The organism is Streptomyces sp. NPDC000134 (genome assembly GCF_042899225.1).
Classification (GTDB): Bacteria; Actinomycetota; Actinomycetes; order Streptomycetales; family Streptomycetaceae; genus Streptomyces.
In genome coordinates, this window is the sequence record NZ_JBIAZN010000015.1 from 54944 (window position 1) to 74231 (window position 19288).

Annotated in this window: 18 protein-coding genes and 1 pseudogene; 10 read left to right on the plus strand and 9 right to left on the minus strand. The window is 75.7% G+C overall.

The window, feature by feature from the left end:
- Positions 1-94 precede the first annotated feature (94 nt).
- Positions 95-2800, plus strand: a complete 2706-nt coding sequence (locus ACFY32_RS22640) for a SpoIIE family protein phosphatase (protein ID WP_390675092.1) — start codon at positions 95-97, stop codon at positions 2798-2800.
- A 58-nt stretch (positions 2801-2858) separates the two neighbouring features.
- Here the strand turns inward: ACFY32_RS22640 and ACFY32_RS22645 are convergent, their stop codons facing one another.
- Positions 2859-3032, minus strand: a complete 174-nt coding sequence (locus tag ACFY32_RS22645; RefSeq protein WP_359203423.1) for a CsbD family protein — start codon at positions 3030-3032, stop codon at positions 2859-2861.
- 160 nt (positions 3033-3192) lie between these two features.
- Between ACFY32_RS22645 and ACFY32_RS22650 the strand changes: the two genes are divergently transcribed.
- Entirely contained in the window at positions 3193-3339 is a 147-nt protein-coding gene (locus ACFY32_RS22650) for a hypothetical protein (RefSeq protein WP_359203426.1), read from the plus strand.
- 7 nt (positions 3340-3346) lie between these two features.
- On the opposite strand, the gene ACFY32_RS22655 is transcribed toward ACFY32_RS22650, so the two are convergent.
- Positions 3347-4882 carry an MFS transporter gene (locus ACFY32_RS22655; RefSeq protein WP_390675093.1) on the minus strand — a complete coding sequence of 512 codons (1536 nt, stop codon included), beginning with the start codon at positions 4880-4882 and terminating at the stop codon, positions 3347-3349.
- Positions 4883-4991: 109 nt separating this feature from the next.
- Here ACFY32_RS22655 and ACFY32_RS22660 point away from each other — a divergent pair, with 109 nt between their 5' ends.
- The gene (locus tag ACFY32_RS22660) at positions 4992-6356 is read left to right on the plus strand and encodes an FAD-dependent oxidoreductase (RefSeq protein ID WP_390675094.1); all 1365 of its coding nucleotides are present in this window, start codon (positions 4992-4994) and stop codon (positions 6354-6356) included.
- A gap of 281 nt (positions 6357-6637) precedes the next feature.
- Here ACFY32_RS22660 and ACFY32_RS22665 read toward each other — a convergent pair whose 3' ends face one another.
- The 4 genes from ACFY32_RS22665 to ACFY32_RS22680 are packed head-to-tail and all read right to left on the minus strand — an operon-like array spanning position 6638 to position 8780.
- Positions 6638-7012, minus strand: coding sequence for a hypothetical protein (locus ACFY32_RS22665; protein WP_390675095.1), 375 nt, complete (start codon positions 7010-7012; stop codon positions 6638-6640).
- A 57-nt stretch (positions 7013-7069) separates the two neighbouring features.
- Positions 7070-7573, minus strand: coding sequence for a roadblock/LC7 domain-containing protein (locus ACFY32_RS22670; RefSeq protein WP_390675096.1), 504 nt, complete (start codon positions 7571-7573; stop codon positions 7070-7072).
- Positions 7574-7611: 38 nt separating this feature from the next.
- Complete coding sequence (locus tag ACFY32_RS22675; protein WP_390675097.1) at positions 7612-8379, minus strand: hypothetical protein; 768 nt, start codon at positions 8377-8379, stop codon at positions 7612-7614.
- A gap of 2 nt (positions 8380-8381) precedes the next feature.
- Complete coding sequence (locus ACFY32_RS22680) at positions 8382-8780, minus strand: hypothetical protein (RefSeq protein WP_390675098.1); 399 nt, start codon at positions 8778-8780, stop codon at positions 8382-8384.
- A 173-nt stretch (positions 8781-8953) separates the two neighbouring features.
- On the opposite strand from ACFY32_RS22680, the gene ACFY32_RS22685 reads away from it, so the two are divergent.
- Together ACFY32_RS22685 and ACFY32_RS22690 are read left to right on the plus strand one after the other, a co-directional pair.
- Positions 8954-10021, plus strand: a complete 1068-nt coding sequence (locus tag ACFY32_RS22685; protein ID WP_359203804.1) for a YihY/virulence factor BrkB family protein — start codon at positions 8954-8956, stop codon at positions 10019-10021.
- A 37-nt stretch (positions 10022-10058) separates the two neighbouring features.
- A complete protein-coding gene (locus ACFY32_RS22690) occupies positions 10059-10394 on the plus strand; it encodes a hypothetical protein (protein WP_359203801.1) in 336 nt (111 codons plus the stop codon).
- A gap of 67 nt (positions 10395-10461) precedes the next feature.
- Here the strand turns inward: ACFY32_RS22690 and ACFY32_RS22695 are convergent, their stop codons facing one another.
- Complete coding sequence (locus tag ACFY32_RS22695; protein ID WP_390675099.1) at positions 10462-11256, minus strand: SDR family NAD(P)-dependent oxidoreductase; 795 nt, start codon at positions 11254-11256, stop codon at positions 10462-10464.
- 186 nt (positions 11257-11442) lie between these two features.
- On the opposite strand from ACFY32_RS22695, the pseudogene ACFY32_RS22700 reads away from it, so the two are divergent.
- Positions 11443-12552 (plus strand): annotated as a pseudogene (locus ACFY32_RS22700) (hypothetical protein); the annotation flags it as partial.
- A gap of 299 nt (positions 12553-12851) precedes the next feature.
- On the opposite strand, the gene ACFY32_RS22705 reads toward ACFY32_RS22700, so the two are convergent.
- Entirely contained in the window at positions 12852-13538 is a 687-nt protein-coding gene (locus ACFY32_RS22705) for a maleylpyruvate isomerase N-terminal domain-containing protein (RefSeq protein WP_390675100.1), read from the minus strand.
- 117 nt (positions 13539-13655) lie between these two features.
- Between ACFY32_RS22705 and ACFY32_RS22710 the strand changes: the two genes are divergently transcribed.
- From ACFY32_RS22710 to ACFY32_RS22720, 3 genes are read left to right on the plus strand one after another with little or no spacing between them, the layout of a single operon-like run.
- Positions 13656-14204: a (2Fe-2S)-binding protein gene (locus ACFY32_RS22710; protein ID WP_390675101.1), complete on the plus strand. Its 549-nt coding sequence runs from the start codon at positions 13656-13658 to the stop codon at positions 14202-14204.
- Positions 14205-15197 (plus strand): FAD binding domain-containing protein, encoded by a 993-nt coding sequence (locus ACFY32_RS22715; protein ID WP_390675102.1) that lies wholly within the window; start codon positions 14205-14207, stop codon positions 15195-15197.
- 24 nt (positions 15198-15221) lie between these two features.
- Positions 15222-17360 (plus strand): xanthine dehydrogenase family protein molybdopterin-binding subunit, encoded by a 2139-nt coding sequence (locus tag ACFY32_RS22720; protein ID WP_390675103.1) that lies wholly within the window; start codon positions 15222-15224, stop codon positions 17358-17360.
- 63 nt (positions 17361-17423) lie between these two features.
- Here ACFY32_RS22720 and ACFY32_RS22725 read toward each other — a convergent pair whose 3' ends face one another.
- A complete protein-coding gene (locus ACFY32_RS22725) occupies positions 17424-18692 on the minus strand; it encodes a hypothetical protein (RefSeq protein WP_390675104.1) in 1269 nt (422 codons plus the stop codon).
- A gap of 225 nt (positions 18693-18917) precedes the next feature.
- Between ACFY32_RS22725 and ACFY32_RS22730 the strand changes: the two genes are divergently transcribed.
- A complete protein-coding gene (locus ACFY32_RS22730) occupies positions 18918-19229 on the plus strand; it encodes a YkvA family protein (protein ID WP_359203781.1) in 312 nt (103 codons plus the stop codon).
- Positions 19230-19288: the final 59 nt, after the last annotated feature.

Genomic DNA, 19288 nt, shown 5'->3' on the forward strand with positions numbered 1-19288 from the left:
GAGTTCCGGAGACCGTTCCGGGGCGGCGGCCCGGTGGGGGTCTCTCTCGCCTCACGCGGCCCGGCAGTGTAGACATGGGCACATGGTCCGACTCATGGGTCGATCGGAGGTCCGGTCAGCCCGTCGTCCCAGTGGTCCGCTCGCCCGGCGGCGGCGAGACGAGGACCGGTCGCGGCGGGACCGGTCGACGCTGCCCGGACGCAGCCTGGCCGGGCAGGTGTTCCTCCTCCAGGTCGTCGTGGTGCTGCTGCTGGTACTGGCCGCCGTGGCCGCCCTGGTGCTCCAGGGGCGCTACGACAGCACCGAGGAGGCCCGCGACCGCTCGGTCGCCGTGGCCGGCGCCTTCGCCGAGTCCCCGGGCATCCGCGAGGCGCTGCGCGCCCCCGACCCCACGGCGGTGCTCCAGCCCCGCGCCGAGGCCGCCCGCGAGGCGACCGGCGTGGACTTCGTCGTCGTGATGAACACCGACGGCATCCGCTACACCCACCCCCGGCCCGACCGCATCGGCAAGAAGTTCGTCGGCACCCTCGGGCCCGCGCTCGCCGGGCGGACCGTCACCGAGGAGATCGACGGCACCATAGGGCCGCTGGTACAGGCGGTGGTCCCGGTGAGGGCGGCCGACGGCACCGTCGTGGGCCTGGTCTCGGCCGGCATCACCACGGAGAACGTGGGCGGCGCCGCCGACCGGCAGCTCCCCCTGGTCCTCGTCGCCGCCGCCCTGGCGCTGGCCCTGGCCACGGCGGGCACCGCACTCGTCAGCAGACGGCTGCGGCGCCAGACGCACGGGCTGGGACCGGACGAGATGACCCGGATGTACGAACACCACGACGCCGTTCTGCACGCGGTCCGCGAGGGCGTCCTCATCGTCGGCGGCGAGGGCACCCTGCTGCTCGCCAACGACGAGGCGCAGCGGCTGCTCGACCTGCCCGCCGACGCCGAGGGCCGCCGCGTCGGCGACCTCGGGCTGCCCGCCGCCGTCGCGGACCTGCTGGCCTCCGGACGCCGGGCCACGGACGAGGTGCACCTGGTCAAGGACCGGCTGCTGGCCGTCAGCCAGCGCTCCACCGACATCCGCGACGGCCCGCCCGGCACCGTCGCCACCCTGCGCGACACCACCGAGCTGCGGGCCCTGTCCGGCCGCGCCGAGACCGCCCGGGAACGCCTGGACCTGCTGTACGACGCCGGGGTCGGCGTCGGCACCGGCCTGGACGTCACCCGCACCGCCGAGGAACTGGCGGAGCTGGCCGTGCCCCGGTTCGCGGACTTCGTCACCGTCGACCTGTTCGACGCCGTGCTCGCCGGGGGCCAGCCGGAGGGGGTGACCCCGCTGCGCCGCACCGCGCTCAGCGGGGTCCGCACGGACAGCCCGCTGTATCCGGTGGGCCGGCAGATACGTTTCGTCGACGGGTCCCCGCAGGGCCGCAGCCTGCGCACCGGACGCCCCGTCCTGGAACCCGACCTGGCCCGCGCGCCCGACTGGCAGGTTCAGGACGCCGAGCGCTCCGCCCAGGTGGTGGCGTACGGCATCCACTCGCTGATCACCGTGCCGCTGCGGGCGGGCGCCCTGGTGCTCGGCGTGGTCGGCTTCTGGCGCGCCGAGCGGCCCGAGCCGTTCGACGCGGACGAGCTGGCGCTCGCCGAGGAACTGGTCACGCGGGCCGCGGTCTCCATCGACAACGCCCGCCGCTACACGCGCGAGCACGGTCTGGCGGTGACGCTCCAGCGCAGTCTGCTGCCGCGCACGCTGCCGGAGCAGAGCGCCGTGGACATCGCCAGCCGGTACCTGCCCGCGCAGGCCGGGGTGGGCGGCGACTGGTTCGACGTCCTGCCGCTGTCCGGGGCGCGGGTCGCGCTGGTGGTGGGCGACGTCGTCGGGCACGGCCTGCACGCGGCGGCCACCATGGGGCGGCTGCGCACGGCGGTGCACAACTTCGCCGCGCTGGACCTCGCCCCGGACGAACTGCTGACGCTGCTGGACGAGCTGGTCGGCCGGATCGACCAGGACCAGGCGGCCGAGGGCGGCGGCGCCGCGGTCACCGGGGCGACCTGTCTGTACGCGATCTACGACCCGGTGGCCCGGAGCTGTGTGCTGGCGCGGGCCGGGCATCCGCCGCCGGCGCTGGTCCACCCCGACGGGCGGGTGGAGTTCCCCGACGTGCCGGCCGGTCCGCCGCTGGGGCTCGGCGGGCTGCCGTTCGAGACGACCGAGCTGCAACTGGCGGAGGGCAGCCGTCTGGTGCTCTACACGGACGGGCTGGTCGAGGACCGGGGGCACGACATCGACACCGGTCTGGAGGAACTGCGGGCGGCGCTCGCGGCGGCCGGCCCGTCACCGGAGGAGACCTGCGAGAAGGTGCTGGACGCCCGGCTGCCGGCGCGGCCGGTCGACGACATCGCGCTGCTGGTCGCCCGGACCCGGGCGCTCGGCGAGGACCGGGTCGCCCAGTGGCGGGTGCCGGCCGATCCGGCGGCCGTCGGCGAGGTCCGCGCCGGGGTGACGCGGCGGCTCGCCGAGTGGGGGCTGGAGGAGCTGGTGTTCACCACCGAGCTGATCCTGAGCGAACTGGTCACCAACGCGATCCGGTACGGCGCGGAGCCCATCCACGTGCGGGTGCTGCGCGACCGCAGCCTGATCTGCGAGGTGTTCGACGGCACCAGCACCTCGCCGCACCTGCGGTACGCGGCCATGACCGACGAGGGCGGGCGCGGGCTGTTCCTGGTCGCCCAGTTGGCCGAGCGGTGGGGGACCCGCTACACGCCCGACGGCAAGGTGATCTGGGCGCAGCAGCCGATCCCGTGAACGACGGCGCGGACCGGCCCCGCCGGGGGGCCGGTCCGCGAGGACGGGTGGGCGCCGCTCAGTGGCGGAACGCGTCCTTGGTCTTCTCCTTGGCCTGGCGGGCGTCTCCCTTGGCCTGCTCGGCACGGCCCTCGGCTTCCAGCTTCTCGTTGCCGACGGCCCGGCCGGCCGCTTCCTTCGCCTTGCCCTTGACCTGCTCGGTCTTCGCCTTGGACTTCTCGTTGCCTGCCACGGTCTGCTCACCTCAGCGGTTGCTCGGTTCCGATGAACCTCCGGTTTTCCCGGTCCGGCGGACTCAAACCCGTCCCGGGGCGGGGTGAGCGGGGCCGGGCCGGGTAAGCGGAGCGGTGCGGGCGTCACCGTCCGCGTACGGGCGATCTCGGGAGGATGTCATGGCCGGAGTACTGAACCGGATCAAGCAGTTCGCGCGCAGCCCGCAGGGGCGCCGGGCCACGGAGCAGGTGCGGCGGGCCGCCGCCGACCCGCGCCGCCGGGCACAGGCCCAGGGGCTGCTGCGCAGGATCGGCAAGCGCCGCTGACCCCCGGTCAGCGGTGAGCGGCGTGCGAGTGGCCCGGGGACCGCTGCGGCGTGCGGGCTCCGCCGCCGGAGCGGTCCCGCCGCCGGTCGGCGACGGCCACGGCCAGCGCGCAGAGCAGGAAGACGACGCCCGAGCCGACCGAGAGGCCGATGGCGGCCCGGTAGTCCTCGTGGGTGCCGCTGAGCACCAGGTAGAAGAGGCCGGGCAGCGCGGCGGTGCCCACGGCGCCGCCCAGCCGCTGGCCGGTCTGCAGGGCGCCCCCGGCGGCGCCCGCCATGCGTACGGGCACCTCGCGCAGCGTCATGGTGACGTTCGGGGAGATCACGCAGCCGCTGCCCAGGCCGCCGAGGAACAGCAGCGGCGCGGCCTGCCAGGCGCTCGCTCCGGCGGGCCCCAGCCACAGCAGCAGGGCGGTGCCGCCGAGGCCCGCCATGACGGCGACGAGCCCCCACACGGTCAGCGACCGGCCGAACCGGCCGACCAGCCGGCCCGCGACGGCCGCCGCGGTGGCGGAGCCGACGGCGAACGGGGTCACCGCCAGGCCCGAGCGCAGCGGTGAGTAGCCGAGGCCGTTCTGGAAGAACAGCGCGAAGACCAGCCAGACGCCGCTGAAGCCGACGAAGTACAGGGCGGCCAGCCCCGCCCCGGTGGCGTACCCGCGGGTCTCGGTGAGCAGCCGGGGATCGAGCAGCGGGTCCCCGTCGCGGGCGGCGACCCGGCGTTCCCAGCGGACGAAGCCCGCGAGGACCAGCAGCCCCGCCGGGAACAGCCACCACAGGCGGCCCAGCCCGCCGGCCTCGGCGAGCACCAGGGGCAGCATCACCGCGAGGATGCCCAGGCCCAGCAGGGCGACGCCCGTGAGGTCCAGTCCGCCGCGCCGGCCGGGCGCGAGGCGGGGCAGCAGCCGGACGCCGAGCAGCAGGGCGAGCAGGCCGACCGGCACGTTGACGTAGAAGATCCACCGCCAGCCGTCGGCGCCGTCGGCGAGGGACAGGATCAGGCCGCCCACCACCGGGCCGACCGCGCTGGAGACGCCGACGGTGGCGCCGAACATGCCGAAGGCCCGGCCGCGCTCGGCGTCCTGGAACATCTGCTGGATGAGCGCGGAGTTCTGCGGGGCCAGCGACCCGGCGGCGACGCCCTGGGCGAGCCGGGCGACGACGAGCCAGGCGATCGTCGGCGCGGCGCCCGCGGCGGCGCTGCACACCACGAAGGCGGCCAGCGCGATCAGGAAGACCCGGCGCCGGCCGTACGCGTCACCGAGGCGGCCCGCGGTCACCAGGGTCAGCGCGAACGCCAGCGCGTAACCGGAGACGACCCACTGCACGGACGCCGCCGAGGCGTCCAGTTCGCGCTGCATGGAGGGCAGGGCGACGGCGACGATGGTGACGTCCAGCAGGATCATGAACCCGGCGACCAGGGTCACCCACAGGGCTCGCCAGCGGTTCGGATCGTTCACGGGGGCTCCCTCCACGAGACCGGTCGGCCCTCCCGCCTGCGTCTCCGGTCCCGCGCGGTCCAAACCCACGCCTTGGCGAGTCATAAGCCGGCCTTATGAGCCCATAGACCGGACCCGCGTACCGACTTAGGGTCCCCTTAGCTTAGGCTTCCCGGTGAGTCGATACTGTTCACCGCTCGAAGGGAAACCGCACATGCCCCGCCCTCTGCGGGTAGCCATCGTCGGGTCCGGCCCCGCCGGGATCTACGCCGCCGACGCCCTGCTCAAGTCCGAGGTGGCCGCCGACCCCGGCGTGTCCATCGACATCTTCGAGCGCATGCCCGCCCCGTTCGGGCTCATCCGCTACGGCGTCGCCCCCGACCACCCGCGGATCAAGGGCATCATCACGGCCCTGCACCAGGTGCTGGACAAGCCGCAGATCCGCCTCTTCGGCAACGTGGACTACGGGACCGACATCGGCCTGGACGACCTTCGCGCGTTCTACGACGGCGTGATCTTCGCCACCGGCGCGACGGCCGACCGGGCGCTCGCGATCCCGGGCGTCGACCTCGACGGCTCCTACGGCGCCGCCGACTTCGTCTCCTGGTACGACGGCCACCCCGACGTGCCGCGCACCTGGCCGCTGGAGGCCGAGAAGGTCGCGGTGCTCGGCGTCGGCAACGTCGCCCTGGACGTGGCCCGCATCCTCGCCAAGACGGCGGACGAGCTGCTGCCCACCGAGATCCCGCCGAACGTGTACGAGGGCCTGAAGGCGAACAAGGCGCTGGAGATCCACGTCTTCGGCCGGCGCGGCCCGGCGCAGGCGAAGTTCTCCCCGATGGAGCTGCGGGAGCTGGACCACTCCCCCAACATCGAGGTCATCGTCGACCCCGAGGACATCGACTACGACGAGGGCTCGATCGCCACCCGGCGCGGCAACAAGCAGGCCGACATGGTCGCCAAGACCCTGGAGAACTGGGCGATACGCGATGCCGGCGACCGCCCGCACAAGCTCTACCTGCACTTCTTCGAGTCCCCGGCGGAGATCCTCGGCGCGGACGGCAAGGTCGTCGGCCTGCGCACCGAGCGCACCGCGCTGGACGGCACGGGCAACGTCAAGGGCACCGGCGAGTTCAAGGACTGGGACGTCACCGCGGTCTACCGCGCGGTCGGCTACCTCTCCGACAAGCTGCCCAAGCTGCCCTGGGACCTGGAGTCCGGCACCGTCCCGGACCAGGGCGGCCGGGTCGTCCAGGAGTCCGGCGAGCACCTGCGGTCCACGTACGTCACCGGCTGGGTCCGGCGCGGCCCCATCGGCCTGATCGGCCACACCAAGGGCGACGCCAACGAGACGGTGGCCAGCCTGCTGGACGACTACGCCAACGAGCGGCTGCACACGCCGTCGGCGCCCGCGCCGGAGGCGGTCGACGCCTTCCTGGCCGAGCGGAACATCCGGTTCACCACGTGGGACGGCTGGTACAAGCTGGACGCCGCGGAGCGCGCGCTGGGCGAGCCGCAGGGCCGGGAGCGGGTGAAGCTGGTCGAGCGCGAGGACATGCTGCGGGAGAGCGGCGCCTGAGCCGCTTCGCCGGGGGGGGGGCCCCCCCCGGGCGCCCCCCCCCCCCGCCCCCCACCCCCTTGGCACGGCGACCGCGCCCCGGGGGGGGGGGGCGGCGCCCCGGGGGGGGGCCCCCCGCCCCCCCCCCCACCNNNNGTTCGGGGGGGGGTTTTTGGGGGGGGGGGGGGGGGGGGGGGGGGGGGGGGGGTTTTTGGGGGGGGGGGGGGGGGCCGGGGGGGGGGGGGGGGGCGCGCGGGCGGGGGGGGGGGGGGCGCCCCGGGGGGGGCCCCCCCCCGGCGCCGTCAGATCTCCAGTTCGCTCTCGATGCGGCGCAGTTGGTGGCGGGCCATCGCCAGGTTGGCCCGGCCCGCGTCCAGCACCAGATAGAGGAACAGCCCGTTGCCGCCGCGGCCTTTGAGCAGGCGGATCAGGTGGTACTGGGTGTTGAGCGTGATCAGGATGTCCTCGATCTCCTCCTTCAGACCGAGGTGCTCGATGGTGCGCAGCTTGGAGCGCACCACGTCGGTGTTGCCGGCGGCGGCGACCTCCAGGTCGAAGCTCTTGCCGCCGCCCAGGGTGCCGAGGGCCATCCCGCTGGTGTAGTCCACGAGCGCGACGGCCGTGGCTCCATCGATGGCGCCGAGGCATTCCTTGAGCGAGGTCTCCAGGTTGGCCATGGGTGGTTCCCTTCATCAGTGACTCGGTGACTCGGTGACTCGGGTGGGCGAAGCGGATCAGGGGCGGTGCGGGGTGCGCACCGGCAGAGGGCCGGCGGGGCGCGGCGGGCCGCCGGGTGCCGTGGCGCCGCCGGCTTCCGTGCCGCCGCCGGGCGGGGGCGGTCCGGGGTCGGCGGGCCGGGCGAGGCGGTCACGGGCGGCGAGCAGGTCGCCGATCCGGGTGCCGGCGCGCCGGCCCTCCAGGTGCAGCCGGCCCACGTTGACGCCGCCGTCGGCGAGCAGGGTGAGGACGGCGGCGGGGCCGGCCGCGTAGGCGGCGACGTATCCCCCGCTGCCGCGCAGCAGCAGTTCCCGGAACTCGCCCCGGCCGGTGGCGTCCGCCGTGCGGTGGGCGACGCCGAGGGCGGCGGCGGTGAGCGCGGCGAGGCCCTCGGGCTCGGTGTCCGGCGCGTCCTCGGCCAGCACCAGTCCGTCGACGGTGGCCGCGAGCGACCCGGTGAGCCTGGGCACGCGGTGGCGCAGTCGGCGCAGTTCCGCCAGGACGTCGCTCTCGACGGCCATGAGCAGTCTCCTTTCCGCACGCCGGCGACGTGCGCGGATCACAGGGCCTCCAAGGCGTCGCGGACCCGCCGCAGCAGGGCCGTGCCGGGGTCGTCCCACGCGTCCGCGCACGGGTCCGGGCCCGGTACGCGCGGGGCGGGGACGCGGGCGGCGGCGGTGACGAGCCCGTCGGCGGCCAGGCGGCGCAGTTCGACGAGGGTGTGGTACGTGCGGCAGGCCAGGGCCTCGGCGATGTCCGCGGCGGTCCGGACGCCGTCGACCCGGGCGAGGACCCGGGCCCGCCGGGGCGGCAGCCGGGCGGCGCGGGCGCCCGGCACCCGGGCCAGCGGGGCGGCGTCGACGGCGGCGTCGGGCCAGATGCGGTCCAGCAGGTCGCGGCGGCGCCGGGCCTCGCGCAGCACGGTCGCCACCGGCACCGGGCGGACCGCGCCGGGCCGGTGCGCGGCGCCCGGCCGGAAGCGGCACCCCGGGGCGTTCTCGGCCAGCGCGAAGTACGCGGCGTCGAACAGGGCGCCGAGGTGGCAGATCTCCAGCGCCCCCGCGGCGAGCCGGCCACCGTCCACCGGCCGGCGCGCGACCCGGTGCCGGGCATCGTCCCGGCCGTCCGCCGACCGGGTGTCCGGGGCGGCGGCCCCGCCGTGGGCGAGCAGGACGCCGGGGCCGGGTGCGGCGGGGGACTCGACGTGCGCGACGCGGCCCGCCGCGAGGTGGAAGACGCCTCGCTCGCAGGTCAGGGCGCCGGTGGCCCCCTCGGCCGCCAGGGCGCCGAGCGCCGCGGTGACGGTGGCGTGGGCGATCTCGGCCATGGTCACCCGAGCACCATGCGGGCCGCGATCTCGGCCATCCTGATCCGGGCCAGCGCCAGATTGCCCTCGCCCCGGTCCAGCCACAACTGGAGGAAGACGGTGCTGTCGAAGGGGGTGGGGACGAACCGCACCAGGTGGTAGGCGTCGGCGGTGGTGACGATCAGGTCCTCGACCGACTGCTCCTTGCCGCCCGCGCCGTCGGGGGCGGGCACCGCCGGCGAGCCGCTCTCCGCGGCGTGCCGGGCCAGTTCCGCCGTCTCGGCGGCGGTGGCCTCCGGGTCGCCGCCCGGCGCCTCGCCCACCGCTCCCAGGGCGAGTCCGCTGATCCAGTCGACCAGCGACGCGCCCCGTGCCCCGGGCAGCCGCATGACCTCCAGCAGGCTCTCGTCGATTCCGGGCACGCCGGCTCCCCTCCCTTTTGCACGGGTGTTCCTCGAACGTGACCGCGAAGCTACGGAACGTCGCGGACGTGCCGTGAGAGCTTTGGCATTTTCCGGAGGAACGTGCCCGCGATGCGGCATACTGCGGCCCGACCGCGGGGCGTGCTCATGCCGATACGGGCAACTCGTGCGGTATGGCCCGACTCCGCTTCCCCCATCGCGACAAGCACGAATCCGGTCCGGACGACCACGAGACGCCCGGGGCGACCCGCGAGGACTTCGGCCCGGATGCCGCCACCGAGCGCGCCGCGCCCGACTCCCCCACCGAGCTGCCCAAGCACTCCTGGACCTCGCTGCTGCGGCGCGTGGTGCGGGAGTTCCAGGACGACGAGCTGACCGACCGCGCCGCCGCCCTGACCTATTACGGCATCCTGTCGCTGTTCCCGGCCCTGCTGGTGCTGGTCTCGCTGCTCGGCATCGCCGGGCAGTCGGCCACCCAGGAGGTCCTGGACAACGTGCAGAAGCTCGCGCCCGGCTCCGCGCGGGACGTGCTGTCCAGCGCGATCGAGCAGTTGCAGGCCAAGGCCGGGCTGGGCTCGGTGCTGGCCGTGGTCGGCCTGGTCGGCGCCGTGTGGTCGGCCTCCGGTTACGTGGCCGCGTTCATCCGCTCGGCCAACGCCGTCTACGACGTCGCCGAGGGACGGCCGCTGTGGAAGGTGCTGCCGCTCAGGGTGGCGCTGACCGTGCTGCTGCTGGTGCTCGCCGTGGCCAGCGCGCTGATCGTCGTCTTCACCGGCAGCCTCGCCAAGCAGGCGGGCACCGCGCTGGGCATCGGCGACACCGCGCTGACCGTCTGGTCCATCGCCAAGTGGCCGGTGCTGGTCCTGCTGGTCATCCTCATGATCGCGGTCCTGTACTGGGCGACCCCGAACGCCAAGGTGCGCAGCTTCCGCTGGATCACTCCGGGCAGCTTCCTGGCCCTGCTGATCTGGATGGTCGCCTCCGCCGCGTTCGCCTTCTACGTGGCGAACTTCGGCTCGTACAACAAGACGTACGGAACCCTTGCCGGTGTGATCATCTTCCTGGTCTGGCTGTGGGTGACCAATCTGGCGATCCTGCTGGGCCTGGAGTTCGACGCCGAGCTGGCCCGGCAGCGGGTCATCGACGGCGGCCACCCGGCCGACAGCGAGCCCTACGTCGAGCCGCGCGACACCCGCGCCTGGGACGAGCAGGACAGGCGGCGCGCGGAACAGGAGGAGTGAGTCACATGGGGCGCCCCCGCACGGGTACGCGGGGGCCATGACCGAACGCAAGAATACCGAGCACCGGGACGAGGCGCCCTCCGCCGAGTCGGAGCGGGAGCGCGCCGAGTCCCGGCCCTTCAGCTATCCGTACCCCGAGCGGCGCGCGGGCGTCCGCGCCACCCGGCACATCAGCCGCGAACAGGCCGACGCGGACAGCGTCCCCGGCGTGCCCGGCGGCTACGGGACCAGCGGCGGCGGCCAGGCGGGCGGGCGGTCCACGCCGCGTCCGCACGAGGACACCGCCGACGAGTCCGGCGTCAGCGACGTCGTCGGCGGCCGCGAGCCGCACCCGGACCGCCCCAACCGCAGCGGCGGCACCGACCGCGAGTAGGCCCCGGCACGACCGGGCCCCCGGCTGCCACGGCCACCACCGGCTACGGCTACGGCTACGGCTACGGCTACGGCAGGATCGAGTCGACGTAGCCGCCGTCCACGCGGACGGCCGCGCCGGTGGTGGCCGACGCCTGCGCGGAGCTGAGGTACACCACGAGGTTGGCGATCTCCTCGGGCTCGATCAGCCGCTGGAGCAGCGACTGCGGCCGGTGCTCCCGCATGAACACGCGCTGCGCCTCCTCCCAGGGCAGCTCCCGGTCCACCAACTGGTACACGAAGTCCTCGACGCCCTCGGTGCGGGTGGGCCCGGCGATCACCGAGTTCACGGTGACACCGCTGCCCGCCGCCTCCTTCGCGAAGCCGCGGCTCACCGCGAGCAGCGCGGTCTTGGACATGCCGTAATGGATCATTTCGGCCGGGATCACGACCGCCGAGTCACTGGCGATGTACAGCACACGCCCCCAGCCCCGGTCCCTCATCCGGGGGAGATACGCGCGGGTGAGCCGGACGCCCGCGAGGACGTTGATCTCGAAGTACCGGCGCCACTCGTCGTCCTCGATCTCCAGCGCGGGCGCGGCGCCGAAGATGCCGAGGTTGTTGACGAGGATGTCGACGTCCGGCAGTTCCGCGACGGCGCGCCCGGCGCCCTCCTCGGTGCCGAGGTCGGCCGCGACCGGCACGAACTCGCCCTCCGGCACCTGGGCGCGCAGTCCGCCCACGGCCTTCTCCAGGCGTCCGGCGTCCCGCCCGTTCACGCCCACCTTGGCGCCGGCCCGAGCCAGTCCGGCGGCGATCGCCGCGCCGATCCCCTGGGAGGAACCGGTCACCAGTGCCGTCCGCCCGCCTAGGTCCAGATTCATCACATCGCTCCTTGTCGTGCCGTACGGTCGTGCGCGGTCGCCCGCCGATCTCTCCAGCACTGTTGCCCGTCGCGGCGCGTGATCCACATCCACCGTTGCGGCCGGTCGGCGGACCCCCGGGTGATCTCCGCCGGCCGGTGGCGTCGATACTGGGCTTCGCACGTGCCCCCGCACCCCCCTGGACCCATGCCGACCTCTTCGACTCCTCGCCCAGCCATCCCGCCGACGGTGTGGCTCGCCCGCGGCCGCCATGTCGGGACCGCCGCCCGGGACGTCCTCGGGCACACCCTGCGGCAGCACCGGGACGGCGGTGCCGTCGACGACTTCCGGGAGCTGCCCGAGGAGGACGGGGCCGGGCGGCGGGTCTTCGAGGCGCGCTGGCGGGTCGCCGGGGAGGTGCCCGTGCGGGCCCGGCTGACGCTGGCCCGGCCCTCGGCCGGCAGCCAGGAGTGGACGCTGGTCGCGGAGGCCGAGGCGCACTGGGACCTGGCGTGGCCGTCGCCCGCCGCGAAGTTCTGGCCCGCCGACGACCCGGACGTCACCTGGGACCGCGACACCGCCACCGGGCTGCGGCTGCGCGGCATCAACTTCCTCCCCGACGACGACAAGGCCGTGCGGCGCCTGCTGCGGGACGCGGGGCGGACGGGGTGGAACATCCACGTCGTGGTGCACGAGGCGATGACCCCCGACCACCGGGGGCGGGTGCCGCTGGCCCGGCAACTGCCGCCGGGGCTCGGGCACCGGGTGGTGGAGCACCGGGCCGCGCCCCAGCAGTTCCGGCTGGTGAACTGGGCGCTTCAGGAGTTCGGCGTCCAGGTGCCCCGGGGCGGCGCGGTGATCCTGCCGGGCCGGCCGGCGGCGCCGGGCGACCGCGACTTCTCCGTACGGACGGTCTTCCTCGACGGGTCCGAGCCCACCGAGCTGATCGCGGCGGTGACGCGGTTCGCCGCGCTGGAGCGGCCACTGCCGGACGGCGCCGAGGAGGCCCTGGCCGCGCTGCGCGAGGACTGGGGGCTGCTGACCCTGGAGGAGGAGCTGGTCCGGCAGCGGCAACTGGTGGCCATGTACGCCGAGGCGCTGGAGGCCATGACGAAGTCCCGGGACCTGTACCGGGAGGCGGCGGAACGCGCCAACGAGGCGCTGGCCGCCTACCGGGAGTCGGCCGGCGTGCTCCCGCCGGCGCCGCGCGCCGCGTCCCCGCTGCGCGCCCTGACCCGCAAGCTGGAGCGCCTCCGGGGCGGGTCCGGCGCGGCACGGCGGGGCACCGACGCCACGGTCCCGGACACCCAGGTCCCGGTTCCGGACCCGGACGTCCCGGTTCCCCACCTGGACGTCCTGGCGCCCGGTGCGGAGGGGTCCGTCGCCCCGCCCGCCGGCACGGACGACCCCGCCGCCCTGTCCCCTCGTACGGACGACCCCGCCACTCCGCCCGCCGGCACGGACGACTCCGCCGCCCTGTCCCTCCGTACGGACGACGCCACCCCGGCCCCCCGTACGGACCGCCCCGCCACCCCGGCCACCCGTACGGACGACCCCGCCCCCGGCGCCGTGGCCGGGCGGGGCCGGTCGCGCGAGGAGTAGGGCGCGGCGCCCGGTCAGCCGAACAGCGGGAGGCGGTCGGCGTCCGGGCCCAGGGCCCGTCGTTCGGCCGCCGTGAGCGGTGCCCGGCCGGTGGCGGCACGCGCGTAGTGCTCGTCGCTCCAGTCCAGCGGCACCGGCCAGCCCAGCAGCCCGTCCAGCGTGGCCCGTACCACGCGCAGCCCGGCCGGTGACGGGCCCGGCGCGGCGGGCAGGGAAGCGGTCAGGTCGAGGTGGTGGACGGTCGCCTCGACCGCGAGGGTCAGCATCAGGTCGCCCGCGGTCAGCACGTGCCCCTGGGTGGCCACCGGCAGTCCGGGGTCGGTCGCGGCGGCCGCCCGCACGGCTGCTGCCGCCGTCTCCAGGTACAGCTCCCGCAACTGGCCGAAGTCGAGGAACATGCTCGCCGCCACCCGGTTCCAGCGCCGGCCGTGGGCCGCGCCGGCGGCGTCGGGCCGCCAGGCGGTCCAGTAGCCGACGGCGTCCCGGTCGGGCGGCCCCGCGGCCGGGGTGTGGAAGGCGACCAGCGCCCGCTGGGCGTCGCCGGCCAGGTGGAACAGCAGATCGCGTACCGCCCAGCCGGTGCAGTCGGTCGGCAGCCAGGACTCCTCGTCGCCGAGCGGCCGGACGGTCGCCGCCAGGGCCTGGTAGGCGTCGCGGACCGCCTCGGCCGGCCCGGCCCCCTTCTCCCACGTCATGTCCATGATCGCCAGCGTAGCCGGGGGCCCGCGCCGCCGGTACCGGTCGCACGTGTCAGCCGGGGCAACCTGGATACGCGGAGTGCACGGCAGCACCGTCCGTCCCGGAAGGTCAGCGACGTCATGGAAAGCCACGTCACGAGCGCGCCGCCCGCGCCCCCGCACTCGGAGATCACCCTCCGGGTCAACGGCGAACCGCACACCCTCGACCTCGACCACCGCCGCGTCCTGCTGGACCTGCTGCGCGAGGATCTCGGCCTGGCCGGCGCCAAGAAGGGCTGCGACCACGGCCAGTGCGGGGCCTGCACGGTCCTGGTGGACGGGCGGCGGGTCAACAGTTGCCTGCTGCTGGGCGTCGCCCTGGACGGCTCGGAGGTCACCACCGTCGAGGGGCTCACCGGGGACGGCGAGGAGCCGCACCCGCTCCAGCGGGCGTTCCTGGAGCGGGACGCCTTCCAGTGCGGGTACTGCACCCCGGGCCAGATCTGCTCGGCGCTCGGCGTCCTCGCGGAGGCCGCGGCCGGCCACCCCTCGCACGTCACCGACCCGGCGGCGCCCTCCGGGGAGCCGGTGCCGCTGGTCCGGGAGGAGATCCGGGAGCGGCTGAGCGGCAACCTGTGCCGTTGCGGCGCGTATCCGCGGATCGCCGACGCGGTGCGGGACGTGGTCTGAATGAAGCCCTTCGCCTACGTCCGCGCCGGCAGCGTCGAGGAGGCCACCGACGCCTTCGCCGCCCGCCCCGGCGCCCGCTACCTCGGCGGCGGCACCAATCTCGTCGACCTGATGAAGCTGGGCGTGGAGACGCCCGCCGCGCTGATCGACGTCACCCGGCTCCCGCTGGACTCGGTGGAGCCGCTGCCGGACGGCTCGCTCCGGGTCGGGGCGATGGTCCGCAACAGCGACCTCGCCGCCCATCCGGCCGTCCGCGACCGCTACCCCGCGCTGTCGCAGGCGCTGCTGGCGGGCGCCTCCGGGCAGTTGCGCAACGCCGCCACCACCGGCGGCAACCTGCTCCAGCGCACCCGCTGCCCCTACTTCCAGGACGTCTCCAAGCCCTGCAACAAACGCGAGCCGGGCACCGGCTGCGGCGCGCTGCGGGGCGTCCACCGCGACCACGCCGTGCTCGGCCACTCCCCGCACTGCGTCGCCACCCACCCCTCGGACATGGCGGTGGCGCTCGCCGCGCTGGACGCCCGCGTCGAGCTGTACGGGCCCGAGGGCGGCCGGAGCGTGCCCGCCGCCGAGTTCCACCGGCTGCCCGGGACGCGCCCGGAGCGGGACACCGAGATCCGCCCCGGCGAGCTGATCACCGGGGTGCTGCTGCCGGCCGCGACCGCCGGGCTGCCGTCGGTGTACCGCAAGGCCCGGGACCGGGCCTCGTACGCCTTCGCGCTCGCCTCCGTCGCCGCCGTGCTGCACTGCTCGGGCGGGGTGGTGGACCGGGTCGGCCTCGCCTTCGGGGCGCTGGCCCACCGCCCGTGGCGGGCCCGGCGGGCGGAGGACGCGCTGCGGGGCGTCGCGCCCACCGCGGCGGCGTTCGAGCACGCCGTCGACCTGGAGCTGGCCGCCGCCGAACCGCTGGGCGAGAACGCCTACAAGGTGCCGCTGGCCCGGCGCCTGGCCCTGGACGTGCTGGGCCGACTGGCGCCGGTCTCCCCGATCTGAACCGGCGTCCACGAGGAGGAGACCATGACTGGCACCACCGGCACCGAGACCGTCCTGGGCGCTCCGGCCGAGCGCCGGGAGGGCCGGGAGAAGGTCACCGGCACCGCCCGGTACGCCGCCGAGTACGACGGGCCCGGCCGCGCCCACGCCTGGCCGGTGCCCGCCACCGTCGCCCGGGGCCGGGTGACCGCCGTGGACGCCGGGCCCGCGCTGGCGCTGCCCGGCGTGCTCGCGGTGCTGACCCACGAGAACGCCCCCCGCCTCGCCGAACCGGACGACCCGGTGCTGGCGGTGCTGCAAAACCCCCGGGTGCCGCACCGCGGCTGGTTCGTGGCGCTGGTGGTCGCCGAGTCCCTGGAGGCGGCCCGGGAGGGCGCCGACGCCGTCCGGGTCACGTACGACGCCGAGCCGCACGACGTGACGCTCACCGCGTCGCACCCGGACGCGTACACCCCCGAGAACGCGAACGGCGGGTACCCGGCGGTGCGGGAGCACGGCGATCCGGACGCGGCGTTCGCCGCCGCCGAGGTGCGCGTCGATGTGGAGTACCGGGTGCCGCCGCTGCACAACCACCCGATGGAGCCGCACGCGAGCACCGCGCGGTGGGACGACGGCCATCTGGTGGTGCACACCTCCAGCCAGGGCACCGGCGCGGTCCGCACCGCCCTCGCCCAGATGTTCGAGCTGCCGGAGGAGCGGATCTCGGTGAGCGCCGAGCACGTGGGCGGCGGGTTCGGCTCCAAGGGCACGCCCCGCCCGGACGTGGTGCTGGCCGCGATGGCGGCCCGGCACACCGGCCGGACGGTCACCGTGGCGTTCCCCCGCCGCCGACTGCCCGCCGTGGTCGGGCACCGGGCGCCGACCGTGCACCGGTTGCGGCTCGGCGCCGGCCGGGACGGCGGGCTGGCCGCCCTCTCGCACGAGGTGACCACGCACTCCTCCCGCATCAAGGAGTTCGTGGAACAGGCGGCGGTGCCCGCGCGGGTGATGTACGCGGCGCCGCACCTGCGCAGCGCCCACCGCGTGGTCCGCCTGGACGTGCCCACGCCGTCCTGGATGCGCGCCCCCGGCGAGTCGCCCGGCATGTACGCCCTGGAGTCGGCGATGGACGAGCTGGCCTCGGAACTGGGCGTCGACCCGGTGGAGCTGCGGGTGCGCAACGAGCCGGCGGCCGACCCCGACACCGGGCGGCCGTTCAGCAGCCGGCACCTGGTCGAGTGCCTGCGCGAGGGCGCCCGCCGCTTCGGCTGGGCGGCCCGCGATCCCCGCCCCCGCTCCCGCGCCGCCGGTCCGCTGCTGATCGGCACCGGCGTGGCCGCGGCCACGTACCCGGTGATGGCGGCGCCGTCCAAGGCGTCGGCGTGGGCGCTGCCCGACGGCACCTTCCTGGTCCGGGTCAACGCCACCGACATCGGCACCGGCGCCCGCACGGTCCTGGCGCAGGTCGGGGCGGACGCCCTCGGCGTGCCGCTGGACCGGGTCCGCATCGAGGTGGGCAGCACCGGACTGCCCGCCGCGCCGCTGGCCGGCGGCTCCTCCGGCACCGCCTCCTGGGGCTGGGCCGTGCACGAGGCGTGCGCCCGGCTCGCGGACCGGCTCACCACGCTGCCGGGGCCCGTCCCCGAGGCCGGCATCGGCGCCCACGCGGACACCGCCGGGCAGGCCGACGCCGAGAGCCGGTACTCCCGGCACGCCTTCGGCGCGCACTTCGCCGAGGTCGCCGTCGACACGGTCACCGGCGAGGTACGGGTACGGCGGATGCTCGGCGTCTACGCGGCGGGGCGCATCCTCAACGCCCGTACCGCGCGCTCGCAGTTCGTGGGCGGCATGACCATGGGGCTGGGCATGGCGCTGACCGAGGGCAGCCGACTGGACCCGGCGTTCGGCGACTTCGCCGAGTCCGACCTCGCCTCGTACCACGTGCCCGCGCACGCCGACGTCACCGACATCGAGGCGCACTGGCTCCAGGAGGACGATCCCCATCTCAACCCGATGGGGAGCAAGGGGATCGGTGAGATCGGCATCGTCGGCTCGGCGGCGGCGGTCGGCAACGCCGTCCACCACGCCACCGGGGTCCGGTTCCGGGAACTGCCGCTGACGCCGGACCGGGTGCTCACCGGGCTGCTCGCGCACGAGGCACCGCCCGGCACCTTCGGCGGCTGAACCGCCACCTGCCCGGCCCGCGGACCCGCGGGCCGGCGGTCCGGGCACCGGGGCGGCGGCGGTTCAGTCGGCGGCGCGGCCGGCCTGCGCGACCGGGCCGGTCCACCGGTCGGCGGCGGCCTGGTGCGCCACCCGTACGCACAGCGCGGTCAGCGCCGCCAGCGACGCGGCCACGGCGGCCGGCACCGCGCCCCAGGCCGGGGCGAGGGTGAGGTCCATCACCTGGGCCGCCCGGGAGCCGGGCGCGGTGCCGGCGTACAGCTTGGCGGCGGCGAGCGCGGCGGGGCCGACGACGGCCGCGGCGAGTACCGGCACGGCGGGCCGCACGGTCATCACCAGGGCCAGCGCCAGGCAGAACGCCGACAGGGCGAGGGCGACGCCGTAGTCGCGGGCGGCGGTGCCGTCGGCGCGCAGCGGGAAGAACGCCACGCCGCATCCGGCGAGTACGGCCACGGCGCACCAGCTCGTCCAGGACGCCGCCCTGGACACGGTCCGGCGCGGGGCCGGCCGGTGGTCCCCGCCGCGCTCCCCCGCGCCCCGGGCGCGGCCGACGGCCCGGAAGGCCCCGGCGAGCTGGCCGGTCCGCACGGCGGCGGCCGGCGCGGGGTGTCCGCGGTCGTCGCCGGGGTCCGCCGGGGGCCGTTCGAGGCGGTCGCCGGGCCGGTCGGGGTGGTCGCGGCGCTCCTGGTCGAGCCGGCCGATGAGCTGCACGAGTTCCTCCACCGGCCGGCCGGTGGCGGCGGCCCGTACCGCCTCCTGGCCGCAGTGCGGCTCCAGGGAGGTGCGGCGCAGCAGTTCCATCAGCCGGGACACGTCCTCCACCGAGCGGCACTCGGCCGCGGCCCGGATCGCCTCGTCCGCGCTGTCGGCGTGGCGCGGGGGCCGGGTCAGCAGCCCGATCAGCCGGGTCACGTCCTCCACGGACCGGTTGACGCCGGCCGCCCGGAGCGCGTCGACGGTGGCCCGCGCGTACTGCGGCGACCGCTCCAGCGCGGTGATGAGGGCGACGACCTCCTCCAGCGGCCGGTCGGCCACGGCGGTCCGCACCAGTTCGGCGGCCGGATCGCCGGTCCCGGCGGTCTCCTCGCCGGTGTCCGCGCGGGCGGGCTCCGGCCGCTGGTCCGGCGCGGGTCCGTCGGCCGCGGGTTCCTCCTCGGGGAGGTCCTCGTCGAGAAGCTCCTCCTCGGGGAACGGCCCGGCCGGGATGTCGTCGGCCGGGACCGGGCCCACCGGGTGGTTGCCCGTGACGGTGGTGGTCTGCGCGGACGGAAGGTCCACGGAAGCGGCTATGGCGTACTCGTTCGGACGGTGTGCTGAAGAGCCAGTGGTCATGGTCTTCTCCGTGGGAGGCGGTGCGGCCGCTGCTGCGTCCCCGACGTGCGACACGCGACTGTGTGGTGACCATTACTAAGTGCATCCAGCACGTGCCGCCACTCGGACGGGTCAGGGGGATGAGCGTTCCGGCCCGGCTGCCATACAAGGGGCCGGGGCGGGAATCCAGTAGGAGACGTGTGCGTCGCGGACGGCCGCGGCAGCGGCAGCGGAGGGAGGGACGCGGTGGACACGACCACAGCGGTGTTCGTCGTGGCGGCGGTGCTCGCGGCGATCGTGCTGGCCCTGGCCGTCGCCGTGCTGGTGCGGCTGGTGCGGACCCGGCGGGAACTGCGCCGGGCCGGGCTGCCGACCGGACCGCGCTGGGTGTTCTGGGGCGCGGTGCTCTATCTGGTGCTGCCGACCGACCTGGTGCCCGACCCGGTGTACCTGGACGACATAGGCGTTCTCCTGCTCGCCCTGCGCTCGGCGCGCGGCTCCCTCGGCGGGCGCGGACGCGGCACGCTCCGCAAGGCGGAGCGGGAACCGGCGCCGTGATGACGGAGCGTAAGGAAACCATCCACTCGTTCGATTCGTATAAGTCCTTGGAAGCCGAA